The sequence below is a fragment of the Rheinheimera sp. SA_1 genome (assembly GCF_001669775.1).
In the GTDB taxonomy this organism is placed as follows: Bacteria; Pseudomonadota; Gammaproteobacteria; order Enterobacterales; family Alteromonadaceae; genus Pararheinheimera.
In genome coordinates this window covers 263,899-282,318 of record NZ_LXWK01000011.1, presented here as the reverse complement: position 1 = coordinate 282,318, position 18,420 = coordinate 263,899, and the positions used below count along the sequence as shown (strand labels likewise).

Sequence of the window (18,420 nt, the reverse complement as noted above, 5' to 3'; positions counted from 1 at the left end):
AAACTAATGAACATGATTTCTCCAGAAAAGCCAGCAGAGCTGTTGGCTGTTGGGAAAGTTTTGCTATAGTAAAGCCCATGACCCCGCTGAAGATGCCCACGGATGACGACCGCAAAAGACAAACTTGAACAGCAACTTGCATTGCTCAATCAGCAGTATCTGCAGCGTTTACAGGTTGAACTACCGCAGTTACAACTGCAATGTGAGTCGCTGCTTGACAATGTGCAGTGGCGACCTCTGGTATCGCAGTTGCTGGCCAGTTTTCATACGCTGGCCGGTTCGGCCGGTACTTTTGGCCTGTCTGAACTTGGCGCTTCGGCAAAAAAGCTTGAACAGCAGTGTCAGGCCTGGTTGCAATCACAACAAGCACCGCCCGAAGCGGACATTCAGCAGTTTCTGCAATTATTTCAGCTGTTACGTCAGCAAAAAAAACTGGTCGTCGCTGAGTTTAAATTACCCGCCATCAGCAAAGTTTCGGATAAAAATACCACGCTGATTTATCTGCTCGAAGACGAGGGCGAAACCGCGCGGCATTTGTGTCTGACGCTGGCGACTTTCGGCTATCAGGTGGAATGGTTCCAACAACTAAAGCAGCTGGAAATTGCATTGGCGCAACAACAGCCGGACGCGCTGATTATCGACATCGAATTACCGGGTGAAACCGAATCCGGCCTGAATTTTATTAATCGCCTGCAACAGAATGGCGCCAATCTGCCGCTGTTTGTACTGACTAGTCACGATGATTTTGAACATTATCTGCATGCAGTGCGCAGCGGTGCGCTCGGGTATTTTGTTAAACCGCTGAATGCTTCTGCGCTCGAAGCCCGCTTGCAACGGATGCTGGCGTCCAGGCAACGTGATGCATTTCGGGTACTCATTGTCGATGACGACCAGTTGTTGGCCCAGCATTATGCGCTGGTGTTGGAAAATGCCGGTCTACGCGCCGAGATCCTAAACGATCCGGCGGACATTTTTGCCGGTCTGCGCAAGTTTCATCCGGATGTAATTTTGCTGGACGTTAATATGCCACAGTGCACCGGGCCTGAACTGGCGCAGCTGATCCGGTTACAGGATGAATGGCTTGGGGTGCCAATTATTTATTTGTCTTCGGAAACCGACAGCGAACGACAGTTGGAGGTACTCATCAAAGCCGGTGATGATTTCCTGACAAAGCCGATCAGCGACAATGCATTAATTGTGGCTATTTTTGCCAGAGCACAGCGCGCGCGGCAACTGGCCGAAGTGATGACCAAAGACAGCCTGACGGGTTTATTACAGCATGCGCATATTAAAGAGCGGCTGGCCAGCGAGCTGGTGCGCAGTTTACGCCATCAGCAGCAAGTAAGTGTGGTGATGCTGGATATCGATCACTTTAAGAAGGTCAACGATAACTACGGCCATCTGACCGGTGATCAGGTGATTACCAGTCTGGCAAATTTATTGAAACAGCAGCTGCGTAAAAGTGACATGATTGGCAGGTATGGCGGCGAAGAATTTTTGTTGGTATTGCCAGAATGTCCAGTCGAAAAAGCACTGAAGATCGTCGAAAAAATGCGCGAAGCCTTTGCCCAGTTGCCCTTTACTTTTGATGGCAATAAATTCAACTGTACTTTTAGCGCTGGCATCGCCAGTGGTCTGGGGATGGAAGTGCCGGATCAGGTGATCGAACAGGCGGATCAAGCTTTGTATCAGGCTAAATCCGCCGGTCGTAATCAGGTGAAAATTTACGGTTCTGGCTCAGCGTTTTAATAACCGCGAAATAGTCGACAACAGATGCGGGATCGCCTGTTGGTTTTTCGACAATACGGCATCAACTTTGGTTTTTAACTCGTCACTCAATTCGTCCGCCGACCAGATCAGTACCGGCAAATGTTGATGATGTTCAGCAATCAGCGGCAACAAATCCCAGCCAGATCCATCCGGTAATCCCAAATCCAGCACCACCAAATCAAAGGTTTCAGCCTGCAATAACTGCGTTGCTTGTTGCACCTTACTGACGTGGACGATGTCGGCATTGTCCTGCGTGAAATGGTTTAATAACGTGCTGAAGGTCAGATCGTCTTCTACATGCAGAATTTTCGGTCTTGGAGACGTCAGCAGCTTTTGCAGCGACGACAATAACTGCGGCGCAGTAATGGGTTTTTCCAACCAGTCAAAGGCAGTGAAGCCACTAAATCTATGGCCATCTTGTTGTTTTTCAACAGAAATAACCAAGATCGGTAAATTTGCTGTTGCGGCATTTGCACGCAGTTCGTTGATTAACGCCGCGGCGTGACCGTCCGGTAAGTTTAAATCGAGCGTCATGGCGGAAAAACTACGTAGTGCCATGGCGCGCCGGGCGCTGGCCAGACTGTGTGCTGTGGTCACCAGATAACCGGAGGATTCCAGTAAAGCCCGGATAAAACCAGCGATTGACGGGTCATCTTCGACCACTAAAATAGTGTTGCCAAGCTGAATGGGTTCATTCGACTGTTTCTGGAAATGCAGTCGGAAACAAGTGCCGGTGGTGGCCGAAGTTTCAAAACTAATCTTGCCGTCCATCCGCTCAGTTAACTCTTTGACAATGGCCAGACCAAGGCCGGTACCATCTTTGCTGCGGGCATCAGCCGAATCGGCCTGCGAGAATTTTTCAAACATCCGGTGTTGAAACTCTTCACTGATGCCAGGGCCTTGATCCTGCACCGACACCAGCACTTCAGTATTGGTTTGCTCTAAAGCGACGGTAATTTTGGCGCCAGTCGGCGCAAATTTGGCGGCGTTGGACAATAAATTGGCCATGATCTGATGAAAACGCATTGGATCCAGCAGTACAGCGGCATCATCACTGGCGTGCAGATCGATGGTTGCCTGATATTTGTCGGCATAAGGCTGGTTGTGTTCGATGCTTTGTTTGAGTAAATCGAGCATCGAGCAAGAGGTAAAATCAAACTGCATTTTGCCGGCAACCAGCTTATCAATGTCGAGCAAATCGTTGATCAACTGACTGAGTTTATTACTGTTATCGACCGCAATATTGAGCATGGTCTGCATTGGCACCGGCACCTGACCTAAAGCGCCACCGGCCATTAAACCCAGGGCGCCAGAAATAGCAGTCAGTGGGGTCCGAAGCTCGTGGCTGACCATCGACACAAACTGGGTTTTCATTTGTTCAATACGTTTATGTTCGGTGATGTCCTGAATAATCGACCAGGTTTGCAGCTGGCCGCTGATACTCTCTATTTGCACACCACTTTGCACTACCGGTACTAAATGGCCGTCGCGATGACGCAGTTCGGTTTCGACCGGACCATAACGACCGGTAGTGGCCAGTCGCTCAAATTCCTGTTGAATACACTGTTGCTGGCGTACCGGCACAATGTTAGCAAAGGACATCTGATCAATATGCTGGCGGTCATACCCGAGCATCCGGCCAAATTCCGGGTTGGCTTCGACAAAATTGCCACCTGGATATTTGGTCAGGGCAATGGCCAAGGGCGCAAGCTGATACAAGGACGATAATTTCTGTTCACTGGCTCGCAGGCCGAGCATGGCTTCTTTTTGCGCTGTGATATCCCAGATAAAACCATCGATATACAACAGCTGATTATTTTGATCAAAAATGCCACGACCCAGTTCCTGCACCCACCGGACGCTGCCATTGGCGTGCATGATGCGGTACTCAGTGCTGAAACGGGCATGGTTGGCCAGCTCACGTTCAACAATATCCCGGTTTTGTTCGGTGTCATCGGGATGGGTGATTTTGGTAAAAGTGGTGATCTTATTGCGGATAAAATTCTTCGCCGGGTAACCGGTCAGCTTTTCCACTTCGTCGCTGATAAATAACATGGTCCAGTGCTCGTCATTAATGCAGCGATACACCACACCCGGCAAGTTTTCCAGCATCGAACGGTGGCGCTGTTCACTCAGCAGCAGGGCATGGTGCAACTGCTCCAATTGCGTGATATCAATGGCGACACCGAGATAACCCAGCACAGAACCATCGTCGTTGCGCATCACTGACACACTAAGCCGGACTTGTTTTTGCTCACCATTTTTGCAGATGTACGTCCATTGCCTGGTTTCGCTGATGCCCTGACGTGCCCGAAATACAAAAGCGTCAAAACCTTGAATATCTTGTTTGTATTCAGCGGTTAACTGGGCGGAACGCCGGACGATTTCGTCTGGGTTATGAAAAACCGCCGGGCTTTGCAAGCCAATTAATTCTTCCGCTTTATAACCCAGCATCCGCTCGGCACCTGTGTTAAATAACTGGATCACTCCATGAATATCAGTGGAAATCATCGCCACTTCGGATGAGGAATCGATGACGGCCTGCAACCAGGAACGGGTCGACAAAATCTCGGCTTCTTTGGCCATATCCGTACTGATATCGGTGTGGGTACCGAACATCAATTCCGGCTCACCTTGTTCGTTCCAGCTGGTGACCCGACCAACGGCGTGGATCCAGACCCAATGACCGCTGCTGTGTTTCATCCGGAATTTCACATCATAAAACGGCAGTTCACCGCGAAAATGCTGCTGCAACATCAGGACTGAAGTTGGATAGTCGTCCGGATGTATTAAGGTCTCCCACAGTTGAATGGTGGTGTGTTTGTCCGGTGGCATTCCGAGCATGCTAAACCAGCGATGGTTGTAATAAGTGCGGCCGGTAGCAATGTTCCACTCCCAGGTACCGAGATTGGTACCCTGAATAATCGCGTCCAGCCGGTCGCGTTCATGTTGGGTCTTTTGTTGTTGCTGATGATTATCGGTGATATCGCTGGCCACAATAATGATGTGTTCATAGCGGCCATTTGGTGATTTTTGGGGTACAAAACAGATATTAAACACCCGGCCAGCGCGTGGCTGGGCTACAAAATCAATTTGTTGGCCTTGTAATACTTTATGCAGGCTCGGCTCCAGCTCGTCAAAAGACTCCTGCCCAAACACTTCGGCAATGCTGCGGCCGATGGCTGCCTGAGTGTCGATGCCAAACCAGTCGGCATATTTTTGATTACAAAATACATAACGAAATTCGCGATCGACTTGACCGATTAATACCGGCACATTTTCAGTGACGGTTCTTAAGGTTTGTTGTTGCTCAAGGCTATTGATGGCAATCAAGCGGTTTTGCATCAGGGTGACGGCTTGGGCGGACAAAAGCCGCAGCGCTTCTAACTGCTCCGGCGTTAGTTCCCTTGGCACTGAATCAACCACACACAAGGTGCCGAGCGCGATATCGTCGTTGATGCGAAGCGGAGCCCCGGCATAAAAACGGATGCCATTTTCTCGCTGCACCGCCGGATGGTCGGCAAAACGCGGGTCGTTATAAGTGTCAGGAACGTAAGTCAGTTGACCCGGCGTCAGAATAGCGTGCGCGCAAAAGGCGTCCTCTCTGGGGGTCTGTGGCACATCAATATTAATACTGGATTTAAACCATTGGCGATCAATGTCGATGAGGCTTAAGGCAGATGTCGGCGCATTACAGATCAGGCAAGCTAATCTGTTGAGCGCTTCGAAGGCGGGCTCATGCAACGAATCGAGAATTTGTAACTGGTACAACGCCTGCAAGCGTTGCGCTTCATTTGACGGTAAAGCAGGCTTCATCAGCGACACGGACACTCAGAGATAAGTGAATTGAGTGTACGCTGAAATTTGCAGGCGGACAGCCTGAAACTGAAAAAAACTAGGGTGTTGTTGCCGGAACCGCAGTCGTGGCAGTTTTCACTCGTTGATCTAACCGCTGCCGCGCCTGATTTTTTTCATGTTGTTGTTTAATTCGCAGTAACGCCGCATACAACTGCGCTGAATTAAACGGCCGGGCCGGGTCAATTAAATCGGTGATATCGACCGCCGCTTGTTGCTGTACTTCTAACAATAATGACAGATGATTGCTGCGAATAAGCTCAGCGCGCATATCTTGATCTTCATTACCATCGCTGATGCTGTAGCTTTTCATCAGTAAATCAATAGTTTCGATTTGTGATTGTGCTTGTTGTGTCTGCGCCAGCTGTTGCGTGTGATGGCTTTGTTGGGTCTCTAACCACTGTTGTTGCATCGCAGTCAGACTCTCCATATGCCAGGTGTAAAACAGCATTGAAGCAGCAGAAAGGCCCAGGGCAAAACCCCAGATAAATGTAAATTGTGCCCGAGTGATCATGAAAACCTACTTTAACAGACTGGCAGCACTTCAAACCAACAGGCTGGTGGCTGCAAAAAGCAGTTATCATCCGGTGCCGGGTTCAGGCTGTCAACCCGCTTTAACGCCTGTGTTCGCCGATTGCCGGAATTGTCGGCATTGCAGGTGCTATTGCTGCTGAGGTTTTAGTCAGGCTCAGGTTACAGTCGGTTACTGCTAAACCGGTTCTGTGCCGGGTTGACGGAAGATTCAGTTTGAGTGAGTACACTGGTGCGCGGGCGCTCAGTTTTGAGTTTTGGACCAAGCAGCAGTTCAATTCGCTGTAATAAGGTCAAAATTTCGTTGTTGTGGTGATGAAATTCTTTGCGCTGATGTTCGCTGAAGTGACCTTGCTGGAACAAGTCGTCGGCTTCGATGTTCTGCACTGCGATGCGGCTGGCTTTGGCTTCCGTGACCAAATCAGTCAGCTTGATAGAGATAATGACGAGGGTCGTGGCAATGACCGACAACACCACAATCAGAAAAACTGTTAATAACTGCATAATGCACCATCCATTGGCAAACCCAAAATAGGGATAACTACTTTATAGCATGCTTTTATAAAGCGGGGCAATCCGCGCTACGCCCATTTGCCGGGAAGTCGGGATCAACTGCTTTGGCCTTACTGTTTTGACATAATATTTTGACTTAGCCATTCTATAACTGTCGCCGGCGCGCAGCGATGTACAACACTAAGCCAACTGCCAACAGCGCTCCGGTTAATAGCACCGCATCTAGCTTCACTTGCCATACCAACCAGCCACAAGCCAGTAAACCCAGAATTGGGATCAGATAAGCGCCTGGCAAAATAAAACTGCTACTGCTGCGCAGGCGCGGCCGTAACTTTGGAATGGCGCCACAGCACAAGCCGTACAACAAAGCGCGGATCAGCACGGTGGCGCTTGCCAGATAAATAAAGGAGCCAAAAGCCGCCAGTAAAAACGCCAGTGCGCCAAAAAATATAATGGCGTTGGCTGGCGTCAGAAACTTCGGATGAACCCGGCCAAACCAGGCCGGTAAACTACCTTCACGGGCCAGGGCATAGCTAACGCGCGGTGTGGAAAACATGGCGCCAAGCAAGTTTGCACCGACCGAACAAATCACCCCAAACATCAAAATTGCGGCGCCTACAGTGCCACCCAGCACAGCGGCTACATCCAGCAATGGCGTGGTCGATTTGGCAATATCAGGAACGGTGACCATACTGACCCATTGCACCAGCATATAGAGCACAGTCACCATGCCAAGACCGAGCAATAGTGCTTTGGGAATGTCGCGCTGCGGATTTTTAGCTTCACCTGCCGGTACCACAGCCGATTCAAAACCAACAAAGGCATAAACCATAAGTAACATGGCAGCGCCTAAATCCAGCTGCAGAATTGCGTCATTTGGTGTTACGACAGATGGGAGGTTGAGGGGCTGAACTTGCCAGAAGTGCCATACGCCGGCACCGATGAGTAACAACAATACGCCAAACTTGGCCAGCGTCAACCAGCCTAAGGTGCGGATGGATTGCAAAGCGCCGGTGACGTTGATGCAGGTAAAGCTGGCGCAGACTGCCGCTAAAATCAGCGTGCGCCACAGCGGATCACGGGCCAGTGGCCAGAAATAACCGATGCTGTCGACCAGTAACACGCTATTGGCAGCAACAGAAACCACCCGCGCCAGATAATATAACCAGCCGGCCTGGAAGCCCGCTGCGCGGCCAAAAGCAGTGCCGACATAGCGCACCGGGCCGCCAGTGCCATTAAAATAACTGGCCAGTTCCGCAAAACATAACAGGATTGGCAGCATCAATAAGGCGCAGCCCAAAAACACCCATAGGCTGTAGTCACCGGCTAACCGTGCCGCGCCACCGGCCAGACCAAAAATGCCAGCACCCACCAGACCATTGACCACCAGCAACCACAGGCCCCAAAGCCCCAGACTACGGACCAGCGGCTCGGCTTCGGTGCTGCTGGCTGTGTGGGTGGTGAGATCGGGTATTTGCATGGTCATCCTGCGGTGGACGGTTCTGTCTGAACCACCATAAAACGAAACTGTCGTTATGGACAAGTTAGTTGCGGACAATAGCTAAAAATAACAAGATGTTGGTATTGGCTTCAGGCGTAAATTTTTATCAAGGATGTTGCTGCTAATACGAACTATCACCGGTGAGGTTGGATCCAGCGTATAGTGGGGCGGCTAACAACTCCGTTGGTTTTTTTTGGTGATTAATGCAACGTATTCAATCGATGTTTTTTTGGTTAATTGGGCTGACTAAGAAGTACGCTGGCCTGGTCGCGCTGTTTGGCTTTATCACTGGCTTAGTCAGTTTGTGGTTGGTAGAGAAACGGGAGCATTTCGCGCAGTTTTTTGCGGTGTTGATGTTAGCCGGCTGGGTTTGGTTAATGGTAGAGCATTGGCTGCGTGATGGTTTGCTCAGTCGTTTTGGTGTTAGTGTTTCAGAAGATTTAACCCGCTTTGTCACACAGCTTTTGCATCAGGAAAGTTTGTTTTTTGCCTTGCCATTTTTTCTGGCGGCCACCCACTGGGATCAACCGCAGGCGTTATTTACCGCTTTGCTGCTGGGCTGCGCTTTAGTCGCGGTGATTGATCCGGTGTACAACAATGTGTTGGCAAAACGCCGGGCGCTGTTTCTGGCGTTTCACAGTTTTGCGTTATTTGCGGTGTTGATGGTGGTGTTGCCACTGCTGTTTTTCTTAACCACCAGTCAAAGTCTGCAATTGTCGCTGGTTATTGCGGTGGTGCTGAGTATTCCGAGTATGCGGCCGTTATTGTCTAACGCCGGGTTTTGGCGCTTGCCGCTATTGGCGGTGTTGTTAAGCGTGCTGGCGGGCGGCATCTGGCTGGCGCGTGGTCTGGTGCCAGCTCCCGTGCTGCGTTTAAGTGAAATTCAGCTAAGTCAGCATGTGGATTACACCCAGCGATCGCCCGGGCCAAGTATCGAAACCATTGATGTCGCGGCTTTACAGCAGCTTGGTTTATTCGCATTTACCTCGGTGCAGGCGCCGCGCGGTCTGAAAGAGCAAATTTACCATCAGTGGATCCATAACGGTGGCGAAGTGGAGCAAATTGCGCTGGATATTCAAGGTGGCCGCAAAGAAGGTTATCGCGCCTGGACCCGCAAACAACAATTTCCGGCGGACCCTGTTGGCAATTGGCAAATCAGGGTAGTGACTGATTCGGGGCAGTTAATTGGCAGCAGTCGTTTTAAAGTGACGTCAGGTGCGGCTACACCAGCAGCAAAGCCAACTGAAACACCGCCGGTAACGCAGCCCGTAACACCAACAACTACGCTAACATCAACGCCGTAGCAGCTGCCAGCGTTGATGCAGGCCAATCGCCACTAAAATCAACACCATGCCGAGAATTTGCAGCGGTTGTAGTTTGATATCGTAATACCAGAGATCAATGACCACCGCGACTAGCGGGTAAATAAACGATAACAGTGCGATGCTGCTGACCGGCAAACGTTGGAAGGCGCTATACATCAAGTTGTACATCAACGCGGTGTGCAATAAACCCAGCATTAAAATCGGTACCAGCTGTGGCAGCGCGAGATCCGTCAGCATGGCTTTGGGAAAGGGTAATAAAATCAACACCCCGAGCATCATTTGCAGACCGGCAATTTGCGCGGGCGGCACGCCGGTTAGTTGCCTGGTGGTTAAAGTGGCCACTGCATATAAAGCGGCGGCAATCGCAGCCAGACCAACACCCAGCCAGATTTGCTCGCCGGAGCCGCTGATATCCAAACCGGTGGTCAGCGCCACACCGCAAAATGCCAGTAATAACAACAACCATTGCGTCCGCGCTATCGCCTGGCGTTGACTGACAGCGACAATCAACAATAGAAAAAATGGTTGGGTGTGATACACCAGCGTGGCAATCGAAATGCTACTCAGATGATAAGCGCCAAACAAACAGAACCAGTTGGCGACCAGCGCCAATCCGCCTAACAGCAGCCAACCGCTATTGATCCGGCTCAGTTTTTGCCATTGCCGCCGCCAACTTAAATACGCCAGCAAAGCACTACCGCCGATCAGACAACGCCAAAACACTACAGTGGTATTGTCCTGGCCACTTTCCACCACAAATAAGCCGATAGTGCCGGACATCAGCATCGCCAGCACCATCCGCCACAGTCCGGGCCAGTCGGCGTGTTTTTCATCGGGAGTCATGCGGATTGGCTCTGCTGACACAGAGTTTGCCGATGGCGTGTTGTGGTTGCTGTTGTTGGATGGTGAGGTCATCATTGTTGCTCTGCAGGCTGGACGAAAATCAACGGCTTAGCGCCTGAGTTTAAAACTCAGGCGTCAGGCAGAGCAATTTTTTTAGTTAAACCAACTGCTGATATTTCTGCACCAGGCTGTTCTTATCGTTTTCAGTATGTAGTTGTTGTTTATCCTGCTCAGTCCGGCGCTCCAGATCCTGGGCGACTAGCTGTTCCATCATTTTGGTCAGGGTGTCGATTTTGTTATCGATTTGCTGCAGTTGCTGAGCGACTTTGGGATTGCTCTCGCCTTGTTCAGTTAAGGCATCACGTTGTTGCTGAAGTTTTTCAATTTCTGCTTTAATTTCATCGAGTTTTTTCTTATCCAAACCAATGCGTTTGGCGATCAGCTGTTCCAGCATCTGATTAATAAAACTTTCATTTTGTTTGGAAGTCGACTGATCAGAGGGCGATTGATTGGAGGTTGCTGCGGCTGCAGGCGCTGCATTTGCCGCCTGAGCGTTTGCCATAGCGGCAGCTTGTTGCCGCTGAAACTCCAGTTCTGCCGCTTCATCAGCAGGAGCCGTAAGTTGCAACATATTGTGATATTGACCGCTGGTGACCGCTGATATAGACATGATTTGCTCCGTGGCTCAGTTCATCGCTTGCTGCGGCTTGTGGTGGTTGGCAAAGCTGGCAGCATGTGTTGGCTTCTGGCAGATTTGTAGCAAATTTCGAACCAGATATAAAACCGTACGGCTCTTTTTTGAGAGGGAGGGTGGAGCTGCGCAGTTGCTGATGCAATCGCTGCGCAGCTGTTGGCGACTTAACTGCGTAAACTTTTTAGCGTGGTAAATCCTTGGGTGATGGTGGCAACAGGATCTTTGGCGGCATCATGTTCAATAAATGGGTGCTGCAGACCTGCGACATCGGCTTTGGCAAAAATAGCTTTAAAATCAATGATGCCTTTGCCAACATCGGCAAAATTACCGGTGCTGTCCATGTCTTTGACATGCCATAGCGGGAAACGACCCGGATGTTTAGCAAAATAAGCCAGTGGATCACGCTTGGCTTTGATGGTCCAGAACAGATCCAATTCCATCGTGACATAACGCGGATCAGTTTGCGCCAGCAGCACATCGTACGGCACTTGCTTGTCGGTCAGCTGGAATTCAAAATCATGGTTGTGGTAAGCGAATTTCAGCCCGGCTTTGTGCAGCGCCTCGCCAATCTGGTTAAAACGTGCTGCCAGTTTTTGATAAGTATCAATGCTGGTGCCACGTTGTTGCTCGGTCAGATAGGGGATGACGACATACTGATGGCCCATGGTCAGCGCCGCTTCGATAATTGCATCTGTACCATTGTCAAAAGCTTCAATCGGCAGATGGCAGGACGGCGCGGTTAGGCCTTCACCATCGAGCATGGCGCGCAAGTCTTTGGGTTTATGCTCAAAATAACCGGCAAATTCCAGCTCCTGATAACCGACTTTCGCCACCATCTTCAGCGTTTTGGCGACATTTTCGGCCATTAAATCGCGCACTGTGTAAAGCTGCAAACCGGTTTTACCGACGCGGCCTGCCATTGCAGCAGTTTTGTCTGCCGTGTTGTTTGCAGCCGTCAGCGCGAAAGCCGGATTTGAAAAAAGTGGTGATGACAACAAGGCTGCACCAGCTAAACCAGCAGCGCCAAAACCCAAAAATTTTCGTCGGCTCAACAACATGTCTTCGGCGGTTCCAGCCTGCGATGCCGGATAAAATGCGCTGCTGGGTTTTCGTATGTGCAGAGACGAACGTTTTGGATCAGTCATCTTGACCTCCTGTGAGTGATGGCGCGACGGTGGCTGGTGCAGGGCCGGTACTGGCTCTTAACACCAATTCAAAAGGTAAAATTACTTTTGGCGCTTTTTTCAGCCGGCCTTGCAGAATATCTATCAGCAAGTTGACGGCAGTACTGCCAAATTCTTCGGCAGGCTGGGCGATGGTCGTCAGCGGCGGATCGCAATAAGCGGCAAAGGAAATATCATCAAAACCGGCAACAGACACATCTTGCGGAATTCGCAGGCCACTTTGTTTCACTCGTTGCACCACCCCGATCGCCATTTCATCGTTTTCGCAGAAAATTGCCGTCGGTGGTTGCGGTAATGCCAATAAAGTTGCTGCAGCTTTATGACCGGACTGCAGGCTAAAATTACCGGGGCATAACAACTGTTCGTCAAAGGCAATGCCGGCTGCGGTTAACGCATCCTGATAACCGGCGAGCCGGTCGCGGGTCAGCGGACTGCGCTGCGGGCCTTTGACCATGGCGATACGCCGATGGCCAAGCTTGATTAAATGTTCGGTCATGCTGCGAGCGGCTGCGCGGTTATCCAGCATCACTGTTGGAAACTGTTGTTGGTCCAGCACTTCACAGGCGTTGACCATTGGCAACATGCTGTCGTCGTCAGGTGTTTCGCCAAACGGATTATGCGCCCGTAACTGGATCAAGCCGTCGGCCTGCGAGGTTTGCACCATTTTGGCGTAGCTGGCTTCTATGTCCTGGTCACCCTGGGTATTTGCCAGCAGCAGCGAATAGCCCTTTTCCGCCGCAGCCTGTTGCATGCCGCTGATTACCCGGGCAAAAAACACGTTGGCGACGGTTGGCACTAACACTACCAGATTGTGCGTTTTGCCAGAGCGGAACTTCACTGCCATTAAATTTGGCTTGTAGCCGACTTCTTCCACTGCAGCTAATACTTTGGCTTTGGTTTTGGCGGAGACTAAATCCGGTTGTTGCAGCGCGCGGGAGACGGTCGCGACCGACACTCCGGCAAGTTCTGCTACGGCACGAATATTCGACATGCAGGTCCCTAAAGTGAAATTTGCGCTAAATTGAATTCGGGATGCGTCCAGTTGCAGATGAGATGTAACCGGTATCATCATTTGACTTAATCATACCTGAGTCAAAGCTGATTGCTAGTCGGTGTGACTGGTTTTTTTACGATATTGCACAATAATAAAGCGCTTAATGTGCGTTTTCTGTGCAATGACAGATCGGAACCGCGGTAAGTGCGGGCATTTCTGGCGCATTTTTGCCCGATATTGGTCGTTTTTGCGATAATCTAGGTTGACATCCATAAATGTAATCCGTTACATTTTTTGCAAAGGGCAACAATGCTGGTATTTTTTTGCCCCCTCTCTTAAACGATTAAATTGCTGTTAGCAGCAGGAGCCCGTTGCATGGCGAAATTAGCGAAAATCCGCTTTGGTATGATTGGTGGTGGTGAAGGCGCCTTTATCGGCGCGGTACACCGGCACGCTGCGGCGCTGGATGGTCAATACGAACTGGTCTGTGGCGCATTTAGCCGGGATGCGACGAATAATCAAAGCACTGGTGATGCAATGGGTATCGACGATTCACGGTTGTATTCCAGCTGGCAGCAGTTACTTCAGGTAGAAGCCAGCTTGCCTGCGGATCAGCGCATGGAAATGCTGGTCATCGTCACCCCTAATCAACTGCATGTACCGATTAGCCGTGCCGCTATCACTGCCGGTTTTCACGTATTTTGTGAAAAACCTGCCGGCATCAGCCTCAATGAAACCCAAGCTTTAGCCGCCGATTTAACCAATACCGATCGTTTATATGGTCTGGCGCATACCTATCTTGGCTACCCAATGGTGTGGCAAGCACGGCAGTTGGTACAAAGTGGTGAGCTTGGCACTTTGCGCAAAATATTTGTTGAATATCCGCAAGGTTGGCTGACCGAAGATTTGGAAGCGGCTTCGAATAAACAAGCCAGCTGGCGTACCGATCCAAGTCAGGCTGGCAATAGCGGTTGTATGGCCGACATTGGCACCCATGCTTTTGGGCTGGCGGAATTTATCAGTCAGCAACAAATCACTGAAATCTGCGCTGAGCTAAAAAGCCATGTCAGCGGACGGCGACTGGACGATGACGGCGCGGCGTTATTTCGCACCAATGGTGGGGCTAGCGGCGTGCTGATCGCCAGTCAAATCTGTGCCGGTGAAGAAAACGCGCTGAAGATCCGGTTATATGGCGACAAAGGTGGCCTCGAGTGGCAACAAATGGAGCCAAATACCATCATTTTACGGCCACACGGCGCTCCGGTGAAAGTACTGCGTGCCGGCAGAGGTCAGCCTGGTTTGGGTATTGAAGCGTTACGCCGTTGCCGCTTACCAGCGGGTCATCCGGAAGGGTATCTGGAAGCGATGGCCAATTTATATAGCGATTTTGCAGTGGCAATTCGTCGTGGTGAACGGGGCACGCCAACTGGAGTGCCCGGTATTGCTGCTGGTCTTCGCGGTATGGCGTTTATAGATACCATTAGTTCAAGCGGACAGTCTGAAGCGAAGTGGCTGCAGATCCCGAATACTTCGCAAGCCTGAATTCGTTAATTTTAGTATGGGCACAGCCCTGGAGTGGACAACATGACGACAGCAGTCAGCAGCATTCAAGGACCGGCGATTTTTCTGGCGCAATTTATGGGCGAGTTCCCGGCCAAACCGCAGGATCATGAACTGAGCCGTCTTACGCGGATGGTGCAGTGGGCCGCCAGTTTAGGCTATCGCGGCGTGCAGATGCCGACCAACGACGCCAGCTTATTCGATTTAGAGCAGGCAGCACACAATGAAGCTTATGTGGCGCAAGTGCTGGCAATTTGTACAAAAGCCGGGGTGCAAATTACTGAATTATCAACCCATTTACAAGGTCAGCTGGTAGCAGTGCATCCGGCCTATGATGAGTTGTTTGATAACTTCGCGCCCGAAGCACTGCGTGGCAAACCTCTTGCACGTACCGAATGGGCGGTGGCACAGCTGAAACTTGCGGCCAAAGCCAGTCAGAATTTAGGCTTAACCGCCCACGCGACTTTTTCCGGGGCTTTATTGTGGCATTTGGTGTACCCATGGCCACAACGTCCGGCCGGATTGGTTGAGCAAGGATTTGCTGAATTAGCTAAACGCTGGCTGCCAATCCTCGATGCTTTTGATGAAGCCGGGGTTGATGTTTGTTACGAAATTCACCCGGGTGAAGATTTGCATGATGGCGCCACTTTTGAGCGTTTCCTGCAGGCGGTGAAGCAACATCCACGCGCCAATATTTTGTTTGATCCCAGCCATTTCGTATTGCAACAACTTGATTATCTTGCCTTTATCGATTTGTACCATCCACGGATCAAAATGTTCCATGTCAAAGACGCCGAATTTAACCCAAGCGGTCGCGCCGGGGTTTATGGCGGTTATCAGGACTGGCAGGACAGACCGGGTCGGTTTCGCTCATTAGGCGATGGTCAGGTTGATTTTAAAGCGATTTTCAGCAAATTCACCCAATACGGTTTTAGCGGCTGGGCAGTGCTGGAATGGGAATGTTGTTTAAAAGATTCAGCGCAAGGCGCCGCTGAAGGTGCACCATTTATCAGCGCGCAGTTAATTAGTAAAGCCGCCCGCGCTTTTGATGATTTCGCCGGAGCCGCCACTGATGCAGCGCGTAACCGCCGGATTTTAGGGCTGGAATAAAGGTAAAAAATTGTAGGGCGTACTCACCCGAAGGTTAGTACGCCGTGGGTTGCCAATTTGCAATCAGACGATGGCGTACTGCCGCTGGCGCGGCGAGTAGCGCCCTACGAGAATAATGTACGTTTGAATTGTTGTTTTAAAGAGTAAACCGTAGGGCGCGACTCGCCGAAGGCAGTCCGCCATAAAAAAATTATTAAAAACAAAGAATAACATTCTAAAAATAACTATCAAAAAATAACAGGGGGACGACGATGGACAGCATAAAAATACGCCTCAGCAGTATGATGTTTTTGCAGTTTTTTATCTGGGGGGGCTGGTTTGTCACTTTAGGTACTTTTTTGGCGCAAAATCTCAATGCTGATGGCCCACAAACCGGGATGGCGTTTTCGACTCAATCCTGGGGCGCCATTATTGCGCCCTTTATTATCGGTTTGATTGCCGACCGTTATATCAATGCTGAACGTCTATTAGGTGTGTTACATCTGGTGGGGGCGTTGCTGATGTATCTGATGTACCAGGCTACTGATTTCACGACATTTTACCCGCTAGTGCTGGGTTATATGCTGGCTTATATGCCGACGCTGGCGCTGGTCAATTCAGTCTCTTTTGGTCAGTTAAAACAACCGGAATTAGAGTTTGGGCAAATCCGGGTTTGGGGCACCGTCGGCTGGATTGCGGCTGGTCTGGTGATTAGCTACCTGTTTGGTTGGGACGCACAAAGCGCCATCGCGGCTGGGATGCTGAAAAATACCTTCCTGATGTGTGCAGTCGCTTCATTCGCGCTTGGCCTGTATAGCTTCACGCTGCCAGCCACGCCGCCTGCCGGCAAAGGTTCAGAATTAAAGTTGGGGCAGTTACTCGGGCTGGATGCGTTGGCGATGCTAAAAGACCGTAACTTCGCGCTGTTTTTCTTATCCTCAGTGCTGATTTGTATTCCATTGGCGTTTTATTACCAGAACGCCAACCCCTTCCTGACCGCAGTCGGAGTTGAAAACGCCACCGGCAAGATGACCTTGGGCCAGGTGTCGGAAGTGTTATTTATGCTGGCGCTGCCAATATTTCTGAATCGTTTTGGCATTCGCGTGACCTTACTGCTCGGCATGGCCGCCTGGGTGCTGCGCTATGTGCTGTTTGCATATGGTGATGCCGGTTCAGGTATGTGGCTGCTGCTGGTTGGTATTGCGCTGCACGGTATTTGTTATGACTTCTTTTTTGTCTCCGGTCAGATTTACACCAATAGCAAAGCCGGTAGCACTTATAAAAGCGCTGCGCAGGGTTTGATTACGCTGGCCACTTACGGCATCGGCATGTTGATTGGCTTTAGTGTCGCAGGTCAGGTGACTGCTGCTTACACCACAGCTGCTGGCCAGGATTGGCAGCAAATCTGGTTGTTCCCGGCGTTGTTTGCTGGTGCAGTGCTGGTACTGTTTGCGCTGATCTTTAAAAACGAAACTGTGGCTGTCACTGACGAAAAATCAGGGAAATCAGTATGAGCGCACCACTTTTCAGCCAAGAATTGGCAGAGCAGCAATTACCAAGACGGCAATTACTAAAACAACTGGCGGCTGGCGGACTGACGGCTGGTGTGCTTGGTAGCAGTTTGTTGCAGAGCAAGGTGTTTGCGGCAACTGCTGATCAGGCGACCACCGGAAGTAATGCAGTGGCCGCAAACGCTCCGCTCAAAGGCAATATCCAACATTCGGTCAGCCGCTGGACCTACGGCGACTTATCGATTGAAGCATTGTGTCAGTTGGTAAAAAAGCTCGGATTTGCCGCAATCGATTTAGTCGGCCCTGCCGATTGGCCGGTGCTGAAGCAATACGGCATTGACTCATCAATGTGTAATGGCGCTGAGCTGAATCTGATTGACGGCTGGAGCAATCCACAATTTCACGACGAACTGATTAAACGTTATCGCGCGCACATCGATTTGGTGGCCGACGCCGGTTACAAAAACCTGATTTGTTTCTCCGGCAACGCCAAAGGGCTGGACAGAGAAACTGCGCTGCAACATGCGGTAAAAGGCTTGTCGCAAATTCTGCCGCAGGCGGAAAAGCATGGTGTGGTCATCCAGATGGAGCTGTTTAACAGCAAAGTTGATCACCCTGATTACCTGGCTGACAGTTCCGCCTGGGGCATCGAGCTTTGTAAGCGGCTGAAATCAGACAACTTTAAGCTGCTTTATGACATCTACCATATGCAAATTATGGAAGGCGACATCATCCGCACCATCCAGGACCAGCATCAATATTTTGGCCATTACCACACTGCTGGTGTTCCGGGGCGGCATGAAATTGATGATAGCCAGGAGCTTAATTACGCCGCCATCGCCCGGGCGATAGTGGCCACCGGTTTTAAAGGCTATCTGGCGCAGGAGTTTATTCCGACGCCTACCACGCCGGAGGGCAGAGTGTTGTCTCTGGCACAGGCGGTGCGGATCTGCGACGTCTAAGCGCGAAGTCGTTTGCCCCGGTTTGGGAGAGCAGGGGCGAAAGGGCTGAATTTTAACAACAGATAATCAGTAGCTGGTTACACAGCTC

At 50.6% G+C, this 18,420-nt stretch carries 14 protein-coding genes; 6 read left to right on the top strand and 8 right to left on the bottom strand.

Features of this window, described 5'->3' with window-relative positions; all coding sequences use genetic code 11:
* Positions 1-102: 102 nt before the first annotated feature.
* Positions 103-1,749 carry a diguanylate cyclase gene (locus A5320_RS02400; RefSeq protein WP_068060440.1) on the top strand — a complete coding sequence of 549 codons (1,647 nt, stop codon included), beginning with the start codon at positions 103-105 and terminating at the stop codon, positions 1,747-1,749.
* Here the strand turns inward: A5320_RS02400 and A5320_RS02395 are convergent.
* From A5320_RS02395 to A5320_RS02380, 4 genes are all read right to left on the bottom strand, one after another.
* Positions 1,738-5,586 (bottom strand): PAS domain S-box protein, encoded by a 3,849-nt coding sequence (locus A5320_RS02395; protein ID WP_157605595.1) that lies wholly within the window; start codon positions 5,584-5,586, stop codon positions 1,738-1,740. The two genes, A5320_RS02400 and A5320_RS02395, sit on opposite strands and share 12 nt — an antisense overlap.
* Before the next feature lie 79 nt (positions 5,587-5,665).
* Positions 5,666-6,139, bottom strand: coding sequence for a hypothetical protein (locus tag A5320_RS02390; RefSeq protein ID WP_068060434.1), 474 nt, complete (start codon positions 6,137-6,139; stop codon positions 5,666-5,668).
* A 179-nt stretch (positions 6,140-6,318) separates the two neighbouring features.
* Positions 6,319-6,660 carry a hypothetical protein gene (locus A5320_RS02385; protein WP_068060431.1) on the bottom strand — a complete coding sequence of 114 codons (342 nt, stop codon included), beginning with the start codon at positions 6,658-6,660 and terminating at the stop codon, positions 6,319-6,321.
* A 154-nt stretch (positions 6,661-6,814) separates the two neighbouring features.
* Positions 6,815-8,149, bottom strand: a complete 1,335-nt coding sequence (locus A5320_RS02380; RefSeq protein WP_068060428.1) for an APC family permease — start codon at positions 8,147-8,149, stop codon at positions 6,815-6,817.
* A gap of 224 nt (positions 8,150-8,373) precedes the next feature.
* Between A5320_RS02380 and A5320_RS02375 the strand changes: the two genes are divergently transcribed.
* A complete protein-coding gene (locus A5320_RS02375; protein WP_068060425.1) occupies positions 8,374-9,474 on the top strand; it encodes a DUF5924 family protein in 1,101 nt (366 codons plus the stop codon).
* On the opposite strand, the gene A5320_RS02370 is transcribed toward A5320_RS02375, so the two are convergent.
* The 4 genes from A5320_RS02370 to A5320_RS02355 all read right to left on the bottom strand — a co-directional run bounded on the left by A5320_RS02370 (position 9,463) and on the right by A5320_RS02355 (position 13,207).
* On the bottom strand, positions 9,463-10,413 hold the full coding sequence (locus A5320_RS02370) for a DMT family transporter (protein ID WP_197489954.1): 951 nt from the start codon (positions 10,411-10,413) through the stop codon (positions 9,463-9,465). The genes A5320_RS02375 and A5320_RS02370 overlap by 12 nt on opposite strands.
* A gap of 82 nt (positions 10,414-10,495) precedes the next feature.
* Complete coding sequence (locus tag A5320_RS02365; protein WP_068060420.1) at positions 10,496-11,008, bottom strand: hypothetical protein; 513 nt, start codon at positions 11,006-11,008, stop codon at positions 10,496-10,498.
* 188 nt (positions 11,009-11,196) lie between these two features.
* Positions 11,197-12,177, bottom strand: a complete 981-nt coding sequence (locus A5320_RS02360; RefSeq protein ID WP_082971487.1) for a sugar phosphate isomerase/epimerase family protein — start codon at positions 12,175-12,177, stop codon at positions 11,197-11,199.
* Positions 12,170-13,207 (bottom strand): LacI family DNA-binding transcriptional regulator, encoded by a 1,038-nt coding sequence (locus tag A5320_RS02355; protein ID WP_068060417.1) that lies wholly within the window; start codon positions 13,205-13,207, stop codon positions 12,170-12,172. Before A5320_RS02355 ends, A5320_RS02360 begins: the two co-directional genes overlap by 8 nt.
* A 378-nt stretch (positions 13,208-13,585) precedes the next feature.
* On the opposite strand from A5320_RS02355, the gene A5320_RS02350 reads away from it, so the two are divergent.
* From A5320_RS02350 to A5320_RS02335, 4 genes are all read left to right on the top strand, one after another.
* Positions 13,586-14,752 (top strand): Gfo/Idh/MocA family protein, encoded by a 1,167-nt coding sequence (locus A5320_RS02350; RefSeq protein ID WP_068060415.1) that lies wholly within the window; start codon positions 13,586-13,588, stop codon positions 14,750-14,752.
* 42 nt (positions 14,753-14,794) lie between these two features.
* Complete coding sequence (locus tag A5320_RS02345) at positions 14,795-15,880, top strand: sugar phosphate isomerase/epimerase family protein (RefSeq protein ID WP_068060412.1); 1,086 nt, start codon at positions 14,795-14,797, stop codon at positions 15,878-15,880.
* 251 nt (positions 15,881-16,131) lie between these two features.
* Entirely contained in the window at positions 16,132-17,373 is a 1,242-nt protein-coding gene (locus A5320_RS02340) for a nucleoside permease (RefSeq protein ID WP_068060409.1), read from the top strand.
* Positions 17,370-18,332 carry a hydroxypyruvate isomerase family protein gene (locus A5320_RS02335; RefSeq protein WP_068060406.1) on the top strand — a complete coding sequence of 321 codons (963 nt, stop codon included), beginning with the start codon at positions 17,370-17,372 and terminating at the stop codon, positions 18,330-18,332. Before A5320_RS02340 ends, A5320_RS02335 begins: the two co-directional genes overlap by 4 nt.
* The last annotated feature ends 88 nt before the right edge of the window (positions 18,333-18,420 follow it).

Coding starts and splice junctions, on each gene's coding strand:
- A5320_RS02380 (WP_068060428.1), bottom strand. CDS start 8,149: ATGCAAATACCCGATCTCACCACCCACACAGCCAGCAGCACCGAAGCC.
- A5320_RS02375 (WP_068060425.1), top strand. CDS start 8,374: ATGCAACGTATTCAATCGATGTTTTTTTGGTTAATTGGGCTGACTAAG.
- A5320_RS02400 (WP_068060440.1), top strand. CDS start 103: ATGACGACCGCAAAAGACAAACTTGAACAGCAACTTGCATTGCTCAAT.
- A5320_RS02370 (WP_197489954.1), bottom strand. CDS start 10,413: ATGATGACCTCACCATCCAACAACAGCAACCACAACACGCCATCGGCA.
- A5320_RS02390 (WP_068060434.1), bottom strand. CDS start 6,139: ATGATCACTCGGGCACAATTTACATTTATCTGGGGTTTTGCCCTGGGC.
- A5320_RS02365 (WP_068060420.1), bottom strand. CDS start 11,008: ATGTCTATATCAGCGGTCACCAGCGGTCAATATCACAATATGTTGCAA.
- A5320_RS02335 (WP_068060406.1), top strand. CDS start 17,370: ATGAGCGCACCACTTTTCAGCCAAGAATTGGCAGAGCAGCAATTACCA.
- A5320_RS02355 (WP_068060417.1), bottom strand. CDS start 13,207: ATGTCGAATATTCGTGCCGTAGCAGAACTTGCCGGAGTGTCGGTCGCG.
- A5320_RS02385 (WP_068060431.1), bottom strand. CDS start 6,660: ATGCAGTTATTAACAGTTTTTCTGATTGTGGTGTTGTCGGTCATTGCC.
- A5320_RS02360 (WP_082971487.1), bottom strand. CDS start 12,177: ATGACTGATCCAAAACGTTCGTCTCTGCACATACGAAAACCCAGCAGC.
- A5320_RS02350 (WP_068060415.1), top strand. CDS start 13,586: ATGGCGAAATTAGCGAAAATCCGCTTTGGTATGATTGGTGGTGGTGAA.
- A5320_RS02345 (WP_068060412.1), top strand. CDS start 14,795: ATGACGACAGCAGTCAGCAGCATTCAAGGACCGGCGATTTTTCTGGCG.
- A5320_RS02395 (WP_157605595.1), bottom strand. CDS start 5,586: ATGAAGCCTGCTTTACCGTCAAATGAAGCGCAACGCTTGCAGGCGTTG.
- A5320_RS02340 (WP_068060409.1), top strand. CDS start 16,132: ATGGACAGCATAAAAATACGCCTCAGCAGTATGATGTTTTTGCAGTTT.